Origin of the sequence: Streptomyces longisporus, assembly GCF_039532765.1 — a bacterium.
Lineage (GTDB): Bacteria > Actinomycetota > Actinomycetes > Streptomycetales > Streptomycetaceae > Streptomyces > Streptomyces longisporus.
The window spans coordinates 66,836-84,883 of record NZ_BAAASG010000004.1 but is presented as its reverse complement, the minus strand read 5'-3'; the positions used below and the strand labels follow the sequence as shown (position 1 = coordinate 84,883).

Annotated in this window: 13 protein-coding genes and 2 pseudogenes; 7 read left to right on the top strand and 8 right to left on the bottom strand. The window is 73.1% G+C overall.

Annotated elements, in window-relative coordinates:
• Positions 1–13: 13 nt before the first annotated feature.
• A complete protein-coding gene (locus ABD355_RS07175; RefSeq protein WP_344399250.1) occupies positions 14–775 on the bottom strand; it encodes a GntR family transcriptional regulator in 762 nt (253 codons plus the stop codon).
• A 190-nt stretch (positions 776–965) separates the two neighbouring features.
• Positions 966–1,850 (bottom strand): RNA polymerase sigma-70 factor, encoded by an 885-nt coding sequence (locus ABD355_RS07170; RefSeq protein WP_344399249.1) that lies wholly within the window; start codon positions 1,848–1,850, stop codon positions 966–968.
• A gap of 112 nt (positions 1,851–1,962) precedes the next feature.
• Between ABD355_RS07170 and ABD355_RS07165 the strand changes: the two genes are divergently transcribed.
• A complete protein-coding gene (locus tag ABD355_RS07165; RefSeq protein ID WP_344399248.1) occupies positions 1,963–2,616 on the top strand; it encodes an NADPH-dependent F420 reductase in 654 nt (217 codons plus the stop codon).
• 109 nt (positions 2,617–2,725) lie between these two features.
• Positions 2,726–3,586 carry an alpha/beta fold hydrolase gene (locus ABD355_RS07160; protein ID WP_344399247.1) on the top strand — a complete coding sequence of 287 codons (861 nt, stop codon included), beginning with the start codon at positions 2,726–2,728 and terminating at the stop codon, positions 3,584–3,586.
• 63 nt (positions 3,587–3,649) lie between these two features.
• On the opposite strand, the pseudogene ABD355_RS07155 reads toward ABD355_RS07160, so the two are convergent.
• Positions 3,650–4,438, bottom strand: a pseudogene (locus ABD355_RS07155) (DMT family transporter); the annotation flags it as partial.
• A 47-nt stretch (positions 4,439–4,485) separates the two neighbouring features.
• Here ABD355_RS07155 and pdxR point away from each other — a divergent pair.
• From pdxR to ABD355_RS07135, 4 genes are all read left to right on the top strand, one after another.
• Entirely contained in the window at positions 4,486–5,916 is a 1,431-nt protein-coding gene (pdxR, locus tag ABD355_RS07150) for a MocR-like pyridoxine biosynthesis transcription factor PdxR (RefSeq protein WP_344399246.1), read from the top strand.
• 185 nt (positions 5,917–6,101) lie between these two features.
• Entirely contained in the window at positions 6,102–7,685 is a 1,584-nt protein-coding gene (locus ABD355_RS07145) for an alkaline phosphatase D family protein (protein WP_344399245.1), read from the top strand.
• A gap of 173 nt (positions 7,686–7,858) precedes the next feature.
• On the top strand, positions 7,859–9,295 hold the full coding sequence (locus ABD355_RS07140) for a GNAT family N-acetyltransferase (RefSeq protein ID WP_344399244.1): 1,437 nt from the start codon (positions 7,859–7,861) through the stop codon (positions 9,293–9,295).
• Positions 9,296–9,434: 139 nt separating this feature from the next.
• Positions 9,435–11,126, top strand: coding sequence for a DUF885 domain-containing protein (locus ABD355_RS07135; protein WP_344399243.1), 1,692 nt, complete (start codon positions 9,435–9,437; stop codon positions 11,124–11,126).
• Positions 11,127–11,138: 12 nt separating this feature from the next.
• On the opposite strand, the pseudogene ABD355_RS07130 reads toward ABD355_RS07135, so the two are convergent.
• From ABD355_RS07130 to ABD355_RS07120, 3 genes and pseudogenes are all read right to left on the bottom strand, one after another.
• Positions 11,139–11,842 (bottom strand): annotated as a pseudogene (locus ABD355_RS07130) (SDR family oxidoreductase).
• Positions 11,843–11,892: 50 nt separating this feature from the next.
• Positions 11,893–12,411 (bottom strand): immunity 21 family protein, encoded by a 519-nt coding sequence (locus tag ABD355_RS07125; RefSeq protein ID WP_344399241.1) that lies wholly within the window; start codon positions 12,409–12,411, stop codon positions 11,893–11,895.
• Positions 12,412–12,484: 73 nt separating this feature from the next.
• Positions 12,485–12,967 carry a rhodanese-like domain-containing protein gene (locus tag ABD355_RS07120; protein WP_344399240.1) on the bottom strand — a complete coding sequence of 161 codons (483 nt, stop codon included), beginning with the start codon at positions 12,965–12,967 and terminating at the stop codon, positions 12,485–12,487.
• A gap of 127 nt (positions 12,968–13,094) precedes the next feature.
• Between ABD355_RS07120 and ABD355_RS07115 the strand changes: the two genes are divergently transcribed.
• Positions 13,095–13,541: an Lrp/AsnC family transcriptional regulator gene (locus ABD355_RS07115; protein ID WP_344399239.1), complete on the top strand. Its 447-nt coding sequence runs from the start codon at positions 13,095–13,097 to the stop codon at positions 13,539–13,541.
• Here the strand turns inward: ABD355_RS07115 and ABD355_RS07110 are convergent.
• The gene (locus ABD355_RS07110; protein ID WP_344399238.1) at positions 13,535–16,858 is read right to left on the bottom strand and encodes an AAA family ATPase; all 3,324 of its coding nucleotides are present in this window, start codon (positions 16,856–16,858) and stop codon (positions 13,535–13,537) included. The two genes, ABD355_RS07115 and ABD355_RS07110, sit on opposite strands and share 7 nt — an antisense overlap.
• The gene (locus ABD355_RS07105) at positions 16,855–18,018 is read right to left on the bottom strand and encodes an exonuclease SbcCD subunit D (protein ID WP_344399237.1); all 1,164 of its coding nucleotides are present in this window, start codon (positions 18,016–18,018) and stop codon (positions 16,855–16,857) included. Before ABD355_RS07105 ends, ABD355_RS07110 begins: the two co-directional genes overlap by 4 nt.
• Between the last annotated feature and the right edge of the window lie 30 nt (positions 18,019–18,048).

The following is an 18,048-nucleotide window of genomic DNA, read 5'->3' as shown; positions in this document are numbered from 1 at the left end:
GCGGGGCCGGGGCTCAGGAGGCCTGGCGCTCGGGCCCCTGGTGGATCTCCACGCCGCCCGAGTCACCGAAGGTCAGGCGGCAGGTGTCCGCACGGTAGGTGGCGACGGAGAGTGCCGCGGTGCGGCCCCCGGCGAGGAAGCGGGTGGTGACCACGAGGACGGGCGCCCCAGGGAGCCGGTCCAGTTCCCTGGCGTCGTCCGCGCGTGCGGAGCCGAGCTCGACGGCGCTCTCGCGGCCCTCCAGCTCAAGGCGCTGCAGTTCGCGCAGCACGGCACGCGCGCGTGCCGGTCCGGACGGCGCATCTATGGCGGAGAGGTCCGGCACCGAGGACGCCGGGACGTAGAGCAGCTCGGCGGCCACGGGCTGGCCGTGGGAGACGCGGGAGCGGCGCACCGTGTACACGGTCTCCTCCGGGCCCGTCTCCAGTGCGGCGGCGACGGCCGCGGGCGGGGCCGCGGACGTGCAGTCGACGGCCTGCCAGACGTCCCCGGAGGCCCCCGGCCAGGCCTGCTGCTCGGTGCCGACCGCGACGCCCACGCGCGGCGGGGCGACGGTCGTCCCGACACCGCGGCGGCGCTGCAGCCTGCCTTCCAGTTCGAGCTGCTCCAGGGCCTGCCGAAGCGTGGCGCGCGCGACGCCGAAGCGGGCCGCCAGGTCGCGTTCGTTGGGCAGGATCTCGCCCACGGAGAACTCGGAGTCCAATGCCTCGCTGAGCACGGTCTTGAGATGCCAGTACTTCGGTTCCGGCACCGATTCCAACTGCGTGGTCCCCACCCTGTCCTCCGCAATCGCCGTGGTCCGGCGGCGTTTTAGCGCCCTTGTTTATTAAAGGTTGTTGCACTTATCTGCGACCATAGGGCGGCCCAAACCCTTGGTCAAGACCAATCCTCGATCCCATGGGCGGGACACAGGGCGCTCGTCGCGCAGGGTTCACACGGTGTTCGTACCGGGCCGTCCTCGTCGCCTACGCGGAGGGCAGCGAGAGCAGCTTGTCCGGGTTGCGGATGATGTACAGCGACTGGATGCGCCCCTCGAAGACGTCCACCTGGAAGACGCTGTCCGGCTTGCCCGCGGACAGCACGACGACCGCGAGGCCGCCGTTGAGCTCCATGAACCGGAAGGACTGGTCCGGCACGCCCTTCTGGGCGGCCCCGACGAGGAAGCGGCCCACCTTGTCGGCGCTCTCCAGGACCCGCAGCGGTGCCTTGGACTTGCCGCCGCTGTCACCCACCAGTCGTACGTCGGGCGCCAGCAGCGCCATGAGACCTTCCAGGTCCCCCTCCGCCGCGGCGGCGAGGAACCGTTCGGTCAGCTCACGGCGGCGGGCGGGGTCGACCTCGTAGCGCGGCCGCCGCTCCTCGACGTGCTTGCGGGCCCGCCCGGCGAGCTGGCGGACCGCCGCCTCGCCCCGGTCGAGCATCACGGCGATGTCGGCGTACGGGTAGCCGAAGGCCTCGCGGAGCACGAACACCGCCCGCTCCAGCGGCGAAAGCGACTCCAGGACGACGAGGACGGCCAGCGAGACGGAGTCGGCGAGCACGGCCCGCTCGGCGGTGTCCGGGACGGTGTCCCCGAAGTCGGTCACACAGGGCTCGGGCAGCCACGGGCCGACGTATGCCTCGTTGCGCGCCTTGATCTGGCGCAGCCGGTCGATGGCGAGGCGGGTGGTGATGCGCACCAGATAGGCACGCGGTTCGCGGACCTCGGTGCGGTCGGCGCCGGACCAGCGCAGCCAGGCCTCCTGGACCACGTCCTCCGCGTCCGCCACCCGCCCGAGCATGCGGTAGGCGACTCCCAGCAGGACGGGGCGGTGCTCTTCGAAGACGTCGGTCTCGGTGTCGGTGGTCACGGTCCCATCCCATGCGACGCATCCGGACATGTCCAGGAGAAATCCGCGGTGTCCCGGAGCAGAATGACCCGCGGGCCGCCGGCGGTCGACGGCCGGAGTTGCGGAGGTGGCGATGCGGTACGCGGTTCTGGGCACGGGCGACGTCGGCCGCACGCTCGGCGGCAGGCTGGCGGAGCTGGGCCACGAGGTGACGCTGGGCTCGCGCACGAAGGACAATCCCGCGGCCCTGGAGTGGGCGCGAAGCGCGGGCGCCGGGGCGCGGGCCGGCACGTTCGCGGAGGCGGCCTCGTCCGCCGAGGTGGTGGTGGTCGCCGTCGGCGGGCGGGTGGCGCTCGCCGCACTGGAGGCGGCCGGGGCGGCGAATCTGGAGGGGAAGGTCGTCGTCGACGTCTCGAACCCGATGGCCTTCGAGGACGGGGAGGTGCGGCTGTCTCCCGTGGAGTCGGACAGCGTGGGCGAGCAGATCCAGCGGGCCTTCCCGCACGCGCGCGTGGTGAAGACGCTGAACACGGTCAACTGCAGGGTGATGGTGGAGCCCGCCCTGGTGCCGGGCGAGCACCAGGTCTTCGTGTGCGGCGCGGACACGGACGCCAAGGAGCAGGTCAAGGGCATGCTCGGGGAGTTCGGGTGGCCGCCGCACCGGGTGCTCGACCTGGGCGGCATCCGGTCGGCCCGCAGCGTGGAGATGCTGCTGCCGCTGTGGCTCGATCTCTTCCGGCATCTCGGCCATGCGGAGTTCAACCTGGAGGTGCGCAGGGGCCATTGAAGGCGGTAGGGCCGGGAGGTCGGCCACCGCCGGGGGCTACCCGTCGGTAGCAATTGCTGACAAGCTGTCTACACGGCGTCCGCCGGCGAGCCCAGACGAGGAGCACCCCATGTCCGCCACCGTCTCCTTCAAGGTCCCCTCTCCAGGGGGCCCGCAGCCCGTGACCGTCTCCTACGCGCGCGTGGGCAGCGGCGAACCGCTGCTCCTGCTGCACGGCATCGGTCACCACCGGCAGGCCTGGGACCCGGTGGTGGACATCCTGGCGACCGAGCGCGATGTGATCGCCGTGGATCTGCCCGGTTTCGGCGTCTCCCCCGCCCTGCCGGACGGGCTCGCCTACGACCTGCCCACGACGACGGCCGTCTTCGGCGCGTTCTGCGAGGCGCTGGGACTCGACCGTCCGCATGTGGCGGGCAACTCGCTCGGCGGTCTGCTCGCCCTGGAACTCGGCCGCGGGCAGCTCGCGCGGTCGGTGACCGCTCTGTCCCCGGCCGGCTTCTGGTCCGAGGCCGAGCGGCGCTACGCCTTCGGCGTGCTGCTCGCCATGCGGCACATCTCGCGGCGGCTGCCGCTGCCCCTGGTGGAGCGGCTGTCCCGCTCGGCGGCCGGCCGCACCATGCTGACCAGCACCATCTACGCCCGTCCGGGCCGCCGCTCACCCGAGGCCGTGGTCGCCGAGACATTGGCCCTGGCGCAGGCGACGGGCTTCGACGCGACCCTGCGAGCCGGCAGCACCGTGCGGTTCACCGACGACATCCCCACCGTCCCGGTCACCGTGGCCTGGGGCACCAGGGACATGCTGCTCGTACGCCGCCAGGGGGTGCGCGCCAAGCAGATCGTCCCCCGGGCCCGGCTGGTGCGGCTGCCCGGCTGCGGGCACTGCCCGATGAGCGACGATCCGGCGCTGGTCGCCCGCGTCATCCTCGACGGCAGTCGCCGACCCGGCACGCCTCAGACTCAAGGCGCCTGATCCGAGGGCGACTCCTGCGCCGACCAGCGCACTGCCGACGGCCTGCGCGGCCCCGTAGGAGCCCGCCCCGACGAGCGGGGCCGTGCAGGCGGCGGCGACCGGGATGAGGCCGGAGAACAGCGTGGCGCGCTCGGCGCCGAGCCGCTGCATGCCCATGTACCAGCAGACGAAGCCGACGACGGTGACGACCGCCGCCTGCCACAGCAGCGCGGCGGTCTCGGTGGCATCCGGGCGCCGCAGCCAGGCCGTGCCGTCCGCGAGCAGTCCGGCCGCCGCGGACTCGACCGCCGCCAGGCCGCACACCGTGGCGGACAGCAGCCGGGGGCCCAGGGGCCGCAGAACGGGCACGGCGAGCACGGCGAAGCCGACCTCCCCGGCCAGCGCGCAGGCCGAGAAGGCGATCCCCGTGCCGTCCGTGCGCCCCCACCCCTGGACCGTGAAGGCGCCACCGGCGACCAGCAACGCGCCGTACAGGACACGGGGGTGGGGGCGGCGGCCGTCCAGGAGCGGGACGACAACGGCTACGGCCACGGGCGCGCAGCCCACGAAGACGCCGGGCACCGCCGGTTCCGCGGAGCGCTCGGCCGCGATGACGGCCAGGTTGAAGCCGACCATGCCGACGGCGGCGAGCAGGGCGAGGCGGGCCCACTGGCGGGGCGCGAGCCGCCGCAGCCGCGCCGACGCTCCCGGGCCGGCCAGGGGCAGAAGCAGCAGACAGGCGAGGCCGTAGCGGAGGAACTGGCCGCCCGCGTACGGGTAGTGGCCGAGGACGCTGTTCGCGGTGAAGGACCCGCCCACGAGCACACAGGCGAGGGCGGCGAGGAGGGCTCCTCGGGTGGTGGTGGCGTTCATGGCAGTGACGCTAGGCAGCGCCGCGGTCCGGTTTAAGGTCCATTTCCATGACGTCATCGGAGACCAATCGGGCCGGCACTCCCGCCTGGGAGTTGCTCCTGCCGGCCGCCTCCGCGCCTGCACGCACGCGTGGACGTTCGCTGCAGGCGGCGCTGCGTGAGGCCGTGCGCACGGGGAGGCTGTCACCCGGCACCCGGCTGCCGTCGAGCCGGGATCTCGCCGCCGATCTCGGGGTGTCGCGGGGGCTGATCACCGAGGCGTACGAGCAGTTGACGGCGGAGGGCTATCTGCGCAGCGGGCGGGGTGCGGGCACCTGGGTGGGAGGCGCGGTGCGGGCCGCGCCGCCACGCGCGCGTGACCTCGCCCCGCGCTCCCCCGGGACACGCGCCGACTTCGTGCCCGGCACGCCGGATCTGTCGCTGTTCCCGCGCGCCGCCTGGGCCGCGGCGCAGCGCGCGGTCCTGGCCGAACTGCCCCACCAGGACCTCGGCTACCCCGACCCGCGCGGACTGCCCCAGCTCCGTATGGCCCTGGCGGAACTGCTGGCGCGCCGGCGTGGTGTGGTCGCGGATCCGGAGCGGATCGTGGTCGTCTCCGGGGTGGCGCAGGCGACGACGCTGCTGGGATTCGCGCTGCACGCACGCGGGTTGCGCACGGTCGGCGTCGAGGATCCCGGCAGCCCCCAGCACGACGCGCTGTACGCCTCGGCCGGTGTCACGACCGTGCCGGTGCCCCTGGACGCGGAGGGGATCGTCGTCGGAGCGCTGCGGGACTCGGGCGTGCGGGCCGTCGTGACGACGCCCTCCCACCAGTTCCCCACCGGGATCGCCTACTCCGCGCGCCGCCGCACCGAACTGCTCGACTGGGCGCGGTCCGTGGACGGGCTCGTCGTGGAGGACGACTACGACGGCGACTTCCGCTACGACCGTGCCCCCGTGGGCGCGCTGCAGGGGCTGGACCCGGAGCACGTGGCCTACACGGGCTCCGTCAGCAAGTCACTCGCCCCGCGACTGCGGCTGGGCTGGCTGCTGGTGCCCGAGGCGCTGGCCGAGGAGGTCGTCGAGCGCAAGCGCACCATGGACCTCGGCCATCCCACCCTCGACCAGGCGCTGTTCGCCCGATTCGTGGAGCGCGGCGACTACGACCGGCAGCTCCGCCGCTGCCAGCGCGCGTACCGCGAGCGCCGTGACGCACTCGTGGCCGCGCTGCAGGAGCACTTCCCGGGCGCACAGGTCGCCGGGATCGCGGCGGGACTGCACGTCATCGCCGCACTCCCGCACCGCTACGGTCCCCAGGAGGGCTTCCTCGCGCGCGTGGCCGCGGCCGGTGTCGCCGTACGCCCGCTGACGGACTACACGCACGCGCGTGCAGAGCACGAGGCCGGCGGCGGCATACGGCTGGTGCTGGGGTACGCGCATCTGTCGCCCGCCAGGATCAGGGCAGGTGTACGGCTGATGGCGCAGGCAGCCGGCGTATGACCGGAGGATGACTGTGCGGGGAGCGACGGGTGGCCCGTCCCTTTCGTCACGGCAGTCGGTTCCTTCGCGGACCGGTTCCCGTGTCCCTGCGGCCAGTTGTTCACCCGGGGTTTCCGTGTGCGCTGCGGTGCACCAGTAGTTGTGGCATCGCACACTGGCCGGATCCCGTCCCTGGAGGCGCATCCATGTCACACCGTCCGTTCCCCGGCCGCCGCAGCGTCCTGCGCGGCTCCCTCGCCGCGTCGGCGGCCCTGACCCTGCCCGGCACGCTCGGCGCGGCACCGGCGTTCGCCCTCTCGGGGCGCCCCACGGCGGGCTGGGGCGTCCAGGCAGGAGACGTGACCTGCGACTCGGGGCTGGTGTGGGTGCGCTCCGACCGTCCGGCCCGGATGATCGTCGAGACGTCCGCGACGGAGTCCTTCCGCAACCCGCACAGATGGCACGGTCCGCTGCTCGGCGCGGACTCGGACTTCACCGGCACCACCCGGCTGCGCGGGCTGCCGTCCGGCGAGCAGATCCACTACCGCGTGCTGCTGGCCGATCCGGACGACCCGCGCCGCACCGGCGAGCCGGTGACCGGCACCTTCCGTACGGCCCCGGCGAAGCGCCGCCAGGGCGTGAAGTTCGTGTGGTCCGGCGACCTGGCCGGACAGGGCTGGGGCATCAACGAGTCGATCGGCGGCTACCGCATCTTCGACGCGATGGCGAAGGTGGACCCGGACTTCTTCCTGTGCAGCGGCGACAACATCTACGCCGACGGCCCGATCTCCGCCACCGCCACGCTGCCGGACGGCAGCATCTACCGGAACGTCACCACCGAGGAGAAGTCGCACGTCGCGACCACCCTGGACGACTACCGGGGCAACTTCCGCTACAACCTGCTCGACCGGGCGCTGCGCCGGTTCAACGCCCAGGTGCCGAACATCATCCAGTGGGACGACCACGAGGTCCGCAACAACTGGTACCCGGGCGAGGTCATCGGCTCCGGCACGCCCTACCCGGCCGGCACCAGGCTCGACGACCTGGCGCTGCGCTCCCGGCAGGCCTTCTCCGAGTACTTCCCGATCTCGACCATCAGCGGCCGCCCGGACGGCCGGATCTACCGCAAGGTCAGCCACGGCCCGCTCCTTGACGTGTTCGTGCTCGACATGCGCACCTACCGCAACGCCAACTCGCCGGACGACCAGGCCACCGACCCGGTGGGCATCCTCGGCCGCGAGCAGCTGGAGTGGCTCAAGCGGGAACTGTCCAGGTCCCGCGCGGTGTGGAAGGTGATCGCCAACGACATGCCGCTCGGACTGGTCGTGCCCGACCCGGTCGAGGGCAAGCCCAACTTCGAGGCCGTCGCACAGGGCGACCCGGGCGCCCCGCTGGGCCGCGAGCTGCAGATCGCCGAACTGCTGCGGTTCATCAAGCACCGGCGGATCACCGGCACCGTGTGGCTGACGGCGGACGTGCACCACACCTCCGCGCAGCACTACGACCCGTCGCGGGCCGCCTTCAAGGACTTCGAGCCGTTCTGGGAGTTCGTGTCCGGCCCGCTCAACGCCGGTGCCTTCCCGGCCAACGCACTCGACGGCACCTTCGGGCCCGACCGGGTGTTCGTGAAGGCGCCGACGACCGCGAACGTCTCGCCGGCCCAGGGCTACCAGTTCTTCGGCGAGGTCGACATCGACGGGGCCAGCGGCGAGTTGACGGTGCGGCTGCGTGAATACGACGGCACCGTACTGTTCACGCAGGTGCTGCAGCCGGGCCGGGTCGGCCAGTAACTCCCGTACGCTTTCCCGTGGGCCGCGCACCGGCGTCATCCCCCGGTGCGCGGTGCCGCTCCGTACGCGTGTTCGTAGCTACAAATGGAGCATAACGACACTTTACCGATCAGTCACAAAGCGTTCGTGATCACGCAACACCTTTCCTTCACAGTGGTTGCATGAGTCGAGAAATGTCTGATGTGACCCGTGCGAAGCACGGCCGTCCCGTGCACCACTGGCGGCGCGACGTCGTAGAACTCGCCGCCCTGTTCACGTCCGTCGCCGTGGCGGACGGCGTGGCGAACCTGGTCGGGCACGGGCCCGACGGTCCGGCGCTGCTGGTGATCTCGGCGGTCGCCCTGGCCGCCACGGCGGGGTTCCACACCTGGTGGACACGCCGCCACGGTCATGCACCTCCGGCCGGCGATACCGACGCCCGGTCGCTGCCCCAGGGGCAGCAGGCCGGGCCGTCCGACGAGCGGTCGGCGACGCCGGAGACCGAGCCCGGTCAGAGCGCGCTGTGGCGGATGCGGACGACGGTGAAGGACGAACCGGGGTCGCTGGCCGCGCTGTGCACGGCGCTGGCCGGACGGCAGGTCGACATCCTGAGTCTGCAGACGCATCCGCTGGCCGAGGGCACGGTGGACGAGTTCCTGCTGCGGGCTCCCGGCGGACTCATGGCCTCCGAACTCACCAAGGTGGTCTCGCTGGCCGGGGGTACCGACACCTGGATCGAGCGGGCCGACGCCCACGATCTGGTGGACGCCCCCACCCGGGTCCTGGGTCTGGCCGCCCGCACCGCCCTGGACGCGGCGGAACTACCGCTTGCCCTGAGGCAGTTGCTGGGCCGGTGCACCATCCGCCAGCTGCCCGCCACGCCGGTCGGCGGCGGCCGCGGCCCTGCCAAGGTGCCCGTGGAGGGTGCGCTGGAGGACACCGTGATGCGGCTGAGGGCGCCGGAAGGCGGAGTGATCACCGTGGAGCGGCCGTATCTGCCGTTCACCCCGACCGAGTTCGCCCGGGCGCGGGCGCTGGTGGAGCTGGACGCCCGGCTCGGGCCACGGGTGCCGCACAGCCAGCACGTGCTGACGCTGCCCGAGGGCAACGAGATCACCGTACGGCGGGCCGACACGCGTGACCTGGAGGCCGCGAAGGCGATGCACGAGCGGTGCTCGGCGCGGACGCTCGGCATGCGGTACCACGGGCCGGTCGGCGACGCGGACCGCTATCTGAGCCATCTGCTCAGCCCGCGCTTCGGCCGCACCCTCGCGGTGCAGACCGCGTCGGGACGCCTCGTCGGCCTCGGCCATCTGCTGTGGGACGGGGACGAGACCGAGGTCGCGCTGCTCATCGAGGACAAGTGGCAGCGCCGCGGCGTCGGCGGTGAACTGCTGGAGCGGCTGGTGGCGATGGCGGCCGAGGCGGGCTGCGAGAGCGTCTACGCCGTGACACAGGCCTCCAACACCGGCATGGTCGCGGCGATGCGGGGCCTCGGGCTTCCCCTCGACTACCAGATCGAGGAGGGCACCCTGGTGATCACGGCCCGCCTGCCCAAGGGCCGGGCCGGCTCCCGGCTGCCGTACGAGGTGGCGCAGGAGCAGGTCGGCGAGCCGATCGCACGGGACTAGCTCCCGGCACAGGACATCCGGAGACGGCCCGGCGGGAACGCCGGGCCGTTTCGCATACGGAGGTTCCCTCGGAGCACGTCCTACGCCCTCGGCTCAATCCGGATGACGTGCGGCGGCAACTCGTATGAGGATGGACGGCATGTCACAGACCACTGACCCGCTGCCCCGCGAGGTCGCCGACGCATACGTCGACGAGCTCATCGCCCTCGACCCGGTGACCGGAACGTACCTCGGTGTGAAGGAGAGTTCGAGCAGGCTGCCCGACCTCTCGCCCGCGGGCCAGGAGGCCCTCGCGGAACTGGCACGGCGGACCCTGGCGCGGCTCGACGCGGCCGAGCGGCAACCCGGCGCGGACAGTGACATCGAGCGCCGGTGCGGACGGCTGCTGCGTGAGCGGCTCAATGCCGAACTGGCCGTGCACGAGGCCGAGGAGGGGCTGCGTCGCGTCGGGAACATGGCCACGCCCGCGCATTCGGTGCGCGAGGTGTTCACCGTGACGCCGAACCAGTCCGAGGAGGACTGGGCGGCGATCGCCGAGCGGCTGCGGGCCGTGCCGACCGCGTACGCCGGTTACCGGGAGTCCCTCTCCCTCGGTCTGGAGCGCAAGCTGTACGCGGCTCCGCGCCCGACGGCCACGTTCGTCGAGCAGCTCACCGAATGGTCGGACACGGACGGAAAGGGCCGCGGCTGGTTCGAGGACTTCGTCTCGGCGGGCCCCGAATCGTTGCGCACGGAGCTGGACGAGGCGGCCCGCGCGGCGACCGCGGCCGTCGTGGAGCTGCGCGACTGGATGCGCGACGTGTACGCGCCGGCGATCGAGGGCGCGCCGAACACCGTGGGCCGTGAGCGCTACGGGCGCTGGACGCGCTACTTCAACGGCACGGACCTCGACCTGGACGAGGCGTACGCGTACGGCTGGGCCGAGTTCCACCGGCTGCTCGGCGAGATGAAGCAGGAGGCCGAGAAGATCCTGCCGGGCGCCGAGACGCCGTGGGTGGCGCTCGCGCACCTCGACGAGCACGGCAAGCACATCGACGGCGTCGACGAGGTCCGCGACTGGCTGCAGGGCCTGATGGACCAGGCGATCGACGAACTGGACGGCACCCACTTCGAACTCGCCGAGCGGGTACGGAAGGTGGAGTCCTGCATCGCCCCGCCCGGCGGCGCGGCAGCCCCGTACTACACACCCCCGACGGAGGACTTCTCCCGCCCCGGCCGCACCTGGCTCCCGACGATGGGGCAGACCCGCTTCCCGGTCTACGACCTCGTCTCGACCTGGTACCACGAGGGCGTCCCCGGCCATCACCTGCAGCTCGCGCAGTGGGCGCACGTCGCCGCCGACCTCTCCCGCTACCAGGCCACCATCGGCGGGGTCAGCGCCAACGTCGAGGGCTGGGCGCTGTACGCGGAGCGGCTGATGGACGAGCTCGGCTACCTCACGGACGCGGAGCAGCGGCTCGGCTACCTCGACGCACAGATGATGCGGGCGGCCCGGGTCATCGTCGACATCGGCATGCACCTGGAGCTGGAGATCCCCGCGGACTCCCCCTTCCACCCCGGCGAGCGCTGGACCCCCGAGCTGGCCCAGGAGTTCTTCGGCGCCCACAGCAGCCGGCCGGCGGACTTCGTGGAGAGCGAGCTGACCCGCTATCTGACCATCCCCGGCCAGGCCATCGGCTACAAGCTCGGCGAGCGGGCCTGGCTGCAGGGCCGGGCGAAGGCGCGCGAGCGGCACGGCGACGCGTTCGACCTCAAGGCCTGGCACATGGCGGCGCTCTCGCAGGGCTCGCTCGGCCTGGACGACCTGGTGGACGAGCTCGCCCAGCTCTGACGGCCGGGCAGCTCAGCGGCGGAAGCCGCCCTCCGAGTCGATCACCTGGCCGGTGATCCAGTCCGCCTCGTCCGTGGCGAGCCACGCGATGAGGCGGGCGGGATCGTCGGGCATGCCCCAACGCCCGGCCGGGAAACAGGAGGCGGCTGCGGACGGCTCGTACGTCTCCCCGGTCGCGTAGTCCGTGTCCACCGGGCCGGGGTTGACGGTGTTCACGGTGATCGCCTGCTCGGCGAACGTGGTCGACAGCGAGCGGGTGATCGAGTCGAGGGCGCCCTTCTGGAGGGCGTAGGCGATCTCGCCGGGCATGCCGCCCGCGATGTCCTGGCCGGAGGTCATCATCACGACGCGTCCGCCCGGGGTGTGCTGCGGCAGTGCGGCGCGGTGCCGGGCGTGGCCTGGACGAGGAGCAGCACCGAGCGGGTGTCGACCGCCCAGTGCGCGTCCAGCTCCCCCATCGGCGTCGATGGTGTCGAGGGTGCCGTCGCTGCCGCTGAGGGCGTGGTGGGCGACGAGGATGTCGAGCCGTCCGCCCAGCGCCGAGGCGGCCGTGGCGACGAGTTCGTCGGGTGCGGCCGGGTCGGCGAGGCGGCCAGGACCGGCGACGATCCGGGCCGCGGGATGGCGGTGTCGTGCGGGACGTGATGGGGCAGGGCGGTACGGCCGCGCAGAGGCAGCAGCTCACGGCGCAGGTCTTCGGGAGCGGGATGCGGCAGTCAGGGCATGGACGACCATGAGGGGCAACGCTTCGAGCCGACGCCCGCGATTATCCGTGCTCGATGCGCCGCAACTGGACGAGGCCGAGCCAGGTCTCCGGTCCCGGCTGGACATTGGCCGCGCGCACGGCGTACCGCCCCGGTTCCAGCACGACCCGCAGGCAGTCGGTCCGCTCCGTTTCCGATCCTGGCCAGGCCGAGTCGAACAGCACGACCGTGCCGGGCACTTCCCAGCGCACCTCGTGTCCCCAGTCCGCCGTGGCGAGTGCCGCGGGGACCCCGGCCAGGAGTTCGGCCTCCGAGTTCGCCGCCCACCACCGTATGAAGGCTGCGTGCTCGGGCAGGAAGGCGGTGGAGGCGGGTTCGTCGCCCAGGACCAGGGCGGCCGAGTCGCCGACCGGGAGCAGCCCCACGAATCCGTCGACCTCGCAGGCCCGGTCGTAGTCGGAGGCGGTCTCCTCGCCGTCGGCGCCCGACCAGAACGGCAGCACCGTCTCGGGCACCGCAATGAGCGGCCCGCCGCCCGACTCGACCCATTCCAGCGCACCGGGTTCCGCGTATCGCACCATGGCGCAGAACCGTACACGGCCGCGGAACCGATGAATCCGCCGTCCCCCGTCCCGCCCCCGTACACGATCCGGTTCAGCAGCCGCAGTCCTCCGCGTCCACGGGAGCCGTCAGCGGGTCGGCGGGGCGGCGCTCGCGGCCCTCCCAGGTCTCGTACTCGAAGCCCTCGCGCGCCCAGTACTCGAAGCCGCCGAGCATCTCCTTGACCTGGTAGCCGAGTTCGGCGAGGGCGAGCGCGGCCCGGGTGGCGCCGTTGCAGCCGGGGCCCCAGCAGTACGTGACCACCGGCACCGACTTGTCCAGGAGCTGCTCGGCCTGCTCGGGGATGAGCGCGGTCGGCAGGTGGACCGCGCCGGGGATGTGGCCCTGGTCCCAGGACTCGGTGGAGCGGGAGTCCAGGACGACGAACCCGGGGTGGCCGCCGGAGGCGAGAGCGGCGGCGACGTCCGACACGTCGGCGTGGAAGACCAGGCTCGCGCGGAAGTAGGCGGCGGCCTCGGCCGGGGCCGCCGGGGCCACGCGCAGGACAGGGTTGACGGCGGTCGCGGTGCTGCTCATGATCTGGCCTGCTTTCTCCGTGGTTGTCGCTACGGCCAGAAATCTACGGGCGGCGATGATCTCCCAGAAGGGGCATTCACCGGCCTGCGCCTTGCCCGGCCGTGGATTCCCCTGCTATTTCTGCGTCATGACCGCGTTTTCCCCGGACGCCACCGACTGGCGCATCCTCGACGTCCTCCAGCGCGAGGGCCGGGCCAGCTTCGCCGAGCTGGCACGCGCCGTCTCCATGTCGCCGAGCGCGGTCACCGAGCGGGTGCGCCGCCTGGAGGAGGCGGGCGTCATCCAGGGGTACGCGGCCGTGGTGGACCCCGAGCGGCTGGGACTGCCGATCCTCGCGTTCGTACGGCTGCGCTATCCGAACGGCAACTACAAGCCCTTCCACGACCTGGTCGCCGTGACGCCCGAGATCCTCGAGGCCCACCATGTGACCGGCGACGACTGCTTCGTCATCAAGGTCGCCGCCCGCTCGATGCGTCACCTGGAGGAGGTGTCGGGCAAGATCGGCACGCTCGGCTCGGTGACCACGAGCGTCGTCTACTCGTCCCCGCTGCCCCGGCGCCCTCTCGGTCACTGACCTCGCTGCCGGACCACCGAGCCCGATCTCCCCTTGACGACCTCCAGTTGTGCGTGGATACGGCGCCTCAGGTCGGCGACATGGCTGACGATGCCGACGCTGCGGTCGCGCTCGCGCAGCGAGTCGAGCACGTCGAGGACCTCGTCGAGGGTCTGGTCGTCGAGGCTGCCGAAGCCCTCGTCGATGAAGAGCGTGTCCAGGCGCACTCCGCCGGCCTCGTCGGTGACGACGTCCGCGAGGCCGAGGGCGAGCGCCAGGGAGGCGAAGAACGTCTCGCCGCCCGACAGCGTCGCCGTGTCCCGCTCGCGTCCGGTCCATGCGTCGACGACGTGCAGTCCGAGACCGCTGCGGCCGCGCCCGGTCCGGTCGTCGGAGTGGACGAGCGTGTAGCGGCCGGACGACATGCGCTGCAGCCGCACCGTCGCGGCGGCGGCCACCTGTTCAAGGCGGGCCGCGAGCACATACGACTCCAGGCGCATCTTCCGCTCGTTGTCCGCGGAGGTGCCGGCGGCGAGGGAGGCCAGGCGGGCCACCCGGTCGTACTCCTCGCGCAGCGGGGCAAGCCGTCGTACTCCCGCGGCGGACCGGGCGGAGAGCCGGTCGAGTTCGGTGCAGCGGCGGGCGGCCGCGTCCCGTGCGGAGGCGGCATCGCGCAGCCGCTGGGCCGCGACGGCGGCGGCCCGTTCCGCCGAGGCGAGGTCGGCGGGCGGCTGCTGGGCCGCGGCCGCGGTCTCCGCCTCGGCGAGGACGGCGCGCACGGCGGCCTCCTCGGACTGCCAGGCGTCCAGACGGCGTTGGAGTTCGCGGTGGGCGGCGTCGTCCAGGAGTGCGGCGGCCGCGGCCTGCGGGGTGTCGAAGCCGGCGCGGAAAGCGGCGTCGGCGAGCCGGGCGTCGGCTTCCTTGAGCCGCTGGGCGGTGTCCTCGGCCACCCGCGCGGCCTCGGCGCCCTCGGTGAGCAGCGCGACCTGGCGCTCCAGTTGCGCCGCCCGTGCGGCCACGCTCTGAGCCGTGCCGCGCGCCTGCGCCAACTCCCCTTCCAGGTCGCTCCGTTCGCGGTCGAGCCGCTCACGGTGGCCCACCCGCGAGGCGGCCCTGACCGCGGCCTCCTGCCGCACCGCGGTCCGCCGCTCGTGCTCCTGCTCCGCCCGCCGCAGCTGCTCGCTCGCCGGGTGCAGGTCGGAGGCGGCACCGCGCACCTGCGCGTACAGCCGCTCCAACTCCTCGACCTCTTCGGCGAGTCGGGCCGTGGGCGTGTCACCCGCCTCGGCCGTCGCGGCGGCGAGCGCCTCTCGTACGACGCCGAGGCGCCGCTCGTCCTCGGCGCGCTGTTCGTCGGCGCGCTGGTAGGCGGCGAGGGCGCGCTCCTCGGCCTCGCGGTCGACGTGCCCGGCGACCTTGCGCGCGGGGGCGGGGTGCTCGGTGGCTCCGCAGACGGCGCACGGCTCGCCCTCGGTGAGGCCTGCGGCCAGCTCGGCCGCGATGCCGTTCAGGCGCTGTTCCTTGAGGTCCAGCCAGTGGGTGCGGGCCTCGCCCGCCCGTTCGCGGGCGGCGAGCACGCGCGCGTGGGCCTCGTCGGTGTCGCGGGCGAGCTGATCGCGCTGTCGGGCCGCGCCGAGCCTGCGCTGAGCGGGCTCGCGCTGCACACCGAGCTGCTCGGCCCTGGTCGCGGCCTCCTGTGCGGATTCGATACGGGCCTGAAGGCCTGCGCGGGTGGCCTCCCAGTCCGCGAGCCAGGCCTCGGCCTCCTGCAGGACGTCCTCGTCGGCACGCTCCTGCCGGTCCAGACCGGCACGCTCCGCGACGAGTTCGGCCAGTCGCTGCTCGGCGCGCCGCGCGGACTCCAGTCCACCGAGCTCCTCGGCACTCCGACGCGCGGCAGCGGCCAGCCCGGCGGCACCGGCGTCGGCGAGAGCACCGGGCGGCTCCGCGCGTGGGGCGGTGGCGCCCCGGGCATCCGGCAGCTCGTCGCGGGCGCCGCGGTCGGCGACCGCGTCCCGCGCCCCTGCGGGTCCGGTCGCACCGGCCTCGGCATCAGCATCCCGCGGCAGTGCAGAACCGAACCCGTCGCCGGCCGCGAACACATCGCGCGGCCCCGCGCACTCGGCCGCATCGCCGGGAGCCAAGGGGGGCACGCGATGTGTGCTGGGTGCGGGCTTGTCGTGGCTGGTCGCGCGGTTCCCCGCGCCCCTGTCGCCGCCGGTGTCCCGCCACCCCGCGAGCCCCGACGCATCGCCCTCGCCGAGGGCTTCCCGCAGCAGTGCCCGCGCGCGTGCCTCCGCCTGTGTGGCGCGTCGGTGTTCCGCCTCCGCGGCCTCCCGGAGCTCCAGTGCGGGCGCCACCGCCTCGGCCTTGCGGGCCCGCTCCATGCGCGCCTGCGCCTCCCGGTGGGCGGTGGCACGCTCCTCAAGTCGTGCGGCGCGCTCGCGCGCCTCGGCGAAACGCTGCTGCAGCCGGGCCACTTCGCGTACGTCGCCCAGCGCGCGCTCGGCGGCCGCCTGCGCCGATTCCACGGCCGTGAGGCGGCAGTGGGCGATGGTCAGCTGCTCCCGTGCGGTGCTGCGGGCGACGGCCGCGGCGCTGAGGACGCCCTCCGCCAAGCCCGGCTCCCCCGGCGCCAGTTGAGGCAGTTCCATCGCACCGTCCGCCGCCTGCTGCATGCGGTGTGCGTCGGCGAGCAGTGCCGCGTCCCCCTCGCGCACCTGCGCCTCGGCCGCCCGGCGGCGCTCCGCGAGCCGCTTCTCGACCTCGGCGAAGCGGTGGGTGTCGAAGAGGCGGCCCAGCAGCTTGCCGCGCGCCTCGGCGTCGGCGCGCAGGAAGCGCGCGAAGTCGCCCTGGGGCAACAGCACGACCTGGCAGAACTGCTCGCGGCTCATGCCGAGCAGTTGGGTGATCTCCTCGCCGATCTCCTGGTGCGAGCGGCTGAGGTCCTTCCAGGCGCCGGCCGCCGCGTCGTACTCGCGCAGCCGGCTCTGGGCCTTCTCCAGTGTCGTGCCCGAGCCGCGCCTCTTGGGGCGCTCCCAGGGCGGCTGCCGGGTGACCTCCAAGCGGCGTCCGGCCACGGTCAGTTCGAGGGTCACCCCGGTGCGCGTACCGGATGCCGCGTGATCGCTGCGCAGGGCCAGGCCCTGACTGCTCTGACGGGCGCCGGGAACGGAGCCGTAGAGCGCGTAGCAGACCGCGTCGAGTACGGACGTCTTGCCCGCTCCCGTCGGCCCGTGCAGCAGGAAGAGCCCGGCGGCCGACAACTCGTCGAAGTCGACGGTCTGGGAGCCGCCGAACGGCCCGAACGCCGTGATGTCCAGCCGGTGCAGCCTCATCGCGCCACCTCCCGCACGGCCTCGTCGGCACGCACCGCGTCGAACGCGTCCCTCAGTACGGCCTGTTCGCGCTCGTCGGGTCCGGCGCCGCGCACATGGGCGACGAAGTCCTCGGCGATCTCCTGGTCGCTGCGGCCCGCGAGCCGACTGGCGTACGACACGTCCGGGTCGTCCGGTGCCCGCTCGGGGTCGAAGACGAGGCTCAGGGTGTGCGGGAAGCGCTCGGTGAGCCGGGCCATGGGATCGGCCGGGCGGACCGGGTCGGTGAGGGTGGCCTCGACCCATGCCTCTTCAACCGGGGCGAGCCCGGGATCGGCGAGCAGTTCCTCCAGGGTGCCCCGGATCCTCGCCAGCCCGCGCGGCACGGGGCAGTCGACGCGCTCGGCGGTGACGGAGCCGTCGGCGTCGAGGTCGACGAGCCACATGGTCTTGCGGTGGTCGGCCTCGGAGAAGGAGTACGGCAGCGGGGAGCCGGAGTAGCGCACCCGCTCGGTGATCGTCTGGCAGCCGTGCAGATGGCCGAGGGCTGCGTAGTCCACACCGTCGAAGACCCCGGCGGGCACGGCGGCGACCCCACCGACTGTGATGTCCCGCTCGCTGTCGCTGACCTCGCCGCCGGTGACGAAGACGTGTGCGAGGACGACGGAGCGCGTGCCCCGCGCGCGCGTGGCGAGGTCGGCGCGGACCCGTTCCATGGCGGCGGCGAGCACCGCCTCGTGTGCCGCTTTCTCCACACCGAACTCGTCCTTGACCAGGGCCGGTTCGAGATACGGCAGCCCGTAGAAGGCCACGTCCCCGTGGGCGTCGGACAGTACCACCGGTGTTCCGCACGCCGACGGCTCGGTCCGCAGATGGATGCCGGCCCGCCCGATGAGACCGGCGCCGACACCGAGCCGGCGGGCCGAGTCGTGGTTCCCGGAGATCATCACCGTGGGCACGCCGAGGTCGGCGAGGCGGTGCAGCGCGTCGTCGTACAACTCGACCGCGGCCAGCGGCGGCACCGCCCTGTCGTACACGTCCCCCGACACGACCACCGCGTCCACACCGCGCTCACGCACGGTCGTGACGAGGTGGCCGATGAACTCGGCCTGGGCCCCGAGCATGTTCACCCGATGGAACGCCCGGCCCAGATGCCAGTCGGAAGTGTGCAGCAGCCTCATGATCCCCGACCCTAACGGCCGGGTCTGACA

Coding starts and splice junctions, on each gene's coding strand:
- ABD355_RS07165 (WP_344399248.1), top strand. CDS start 1,963: ATGCGGTACGCGGTTCTGGGCACGGGCGACGTCGGCCGCACGCTCGGC.
- ABD355_RS07160 (WP_344399247.1), top strand. CDS start 2,726: ATGTCCGCCACCGTCTCCTTCAAGGTCCCCTCTCCAGGGGGCCCGCAG.
- pdxR (WP_344399246.1), top strand. CDS start 4,486: ATGACGTCATCGGAGACCAATCGGGCCGGCACTCCCGCCTGGGAGTTG.
- ABD355_RS07145 (WP_344399245.1), top strand. CDS start 6,102: ATGTCACACCGTCCGTTCCCCGGCCGCCGCAGCGTCCTGCGCGGCTCC.
- ABD355_RS07140 (WP_344399244.1), top strand. CDS start 7,859: ATGTCTGATGTGACCCGTGCGAAGCACGGCCGTCCCGTGCACCACTGG.
- ABD355_RS07135 (WP_344399243.1), top strand. CDS start 9,435: ATGTCACAGACCACTGACCCGCTGCCCCGCGAGGTCGCCGACGCATAC.
- ABD355_RS07125 (WP_344399241.1), bottom strand. CDS start 12,411: ATGGTGCGATACGCGGAACCCGGTGCGCTGGAATGGGTCGAGTCGGGC.
- ABD355_RS07120 (WP_344399240.1), bottom strand. CDS start 12,967: ATGAGCAGCACCGCGACCGCCGTCAACCCTGTCCTGCGCGTGGCCCCG.
- ABD355_RS07115 (WP_344399239.1), top strand. CDS start 13,095: ATGACCGCGTTTTCCCCGGACGCCACCGACTGGCGCATCCTCGACGTC.
- ABD355_RS07110 (WP_344399238.1), bottom strand. CDS start 16,858: ATGAGGCTGCACCGGCTGGACATCACGGCGTTCGGGCCGTTCGGCGGC.
- ABD355_RS07105 (WP_344399237.1), bottom strand. CDS start 18,018: ATGAGGCTGCTGCACACTTCCGACTGGCATCTGGGCCGGGCGTTCCAT.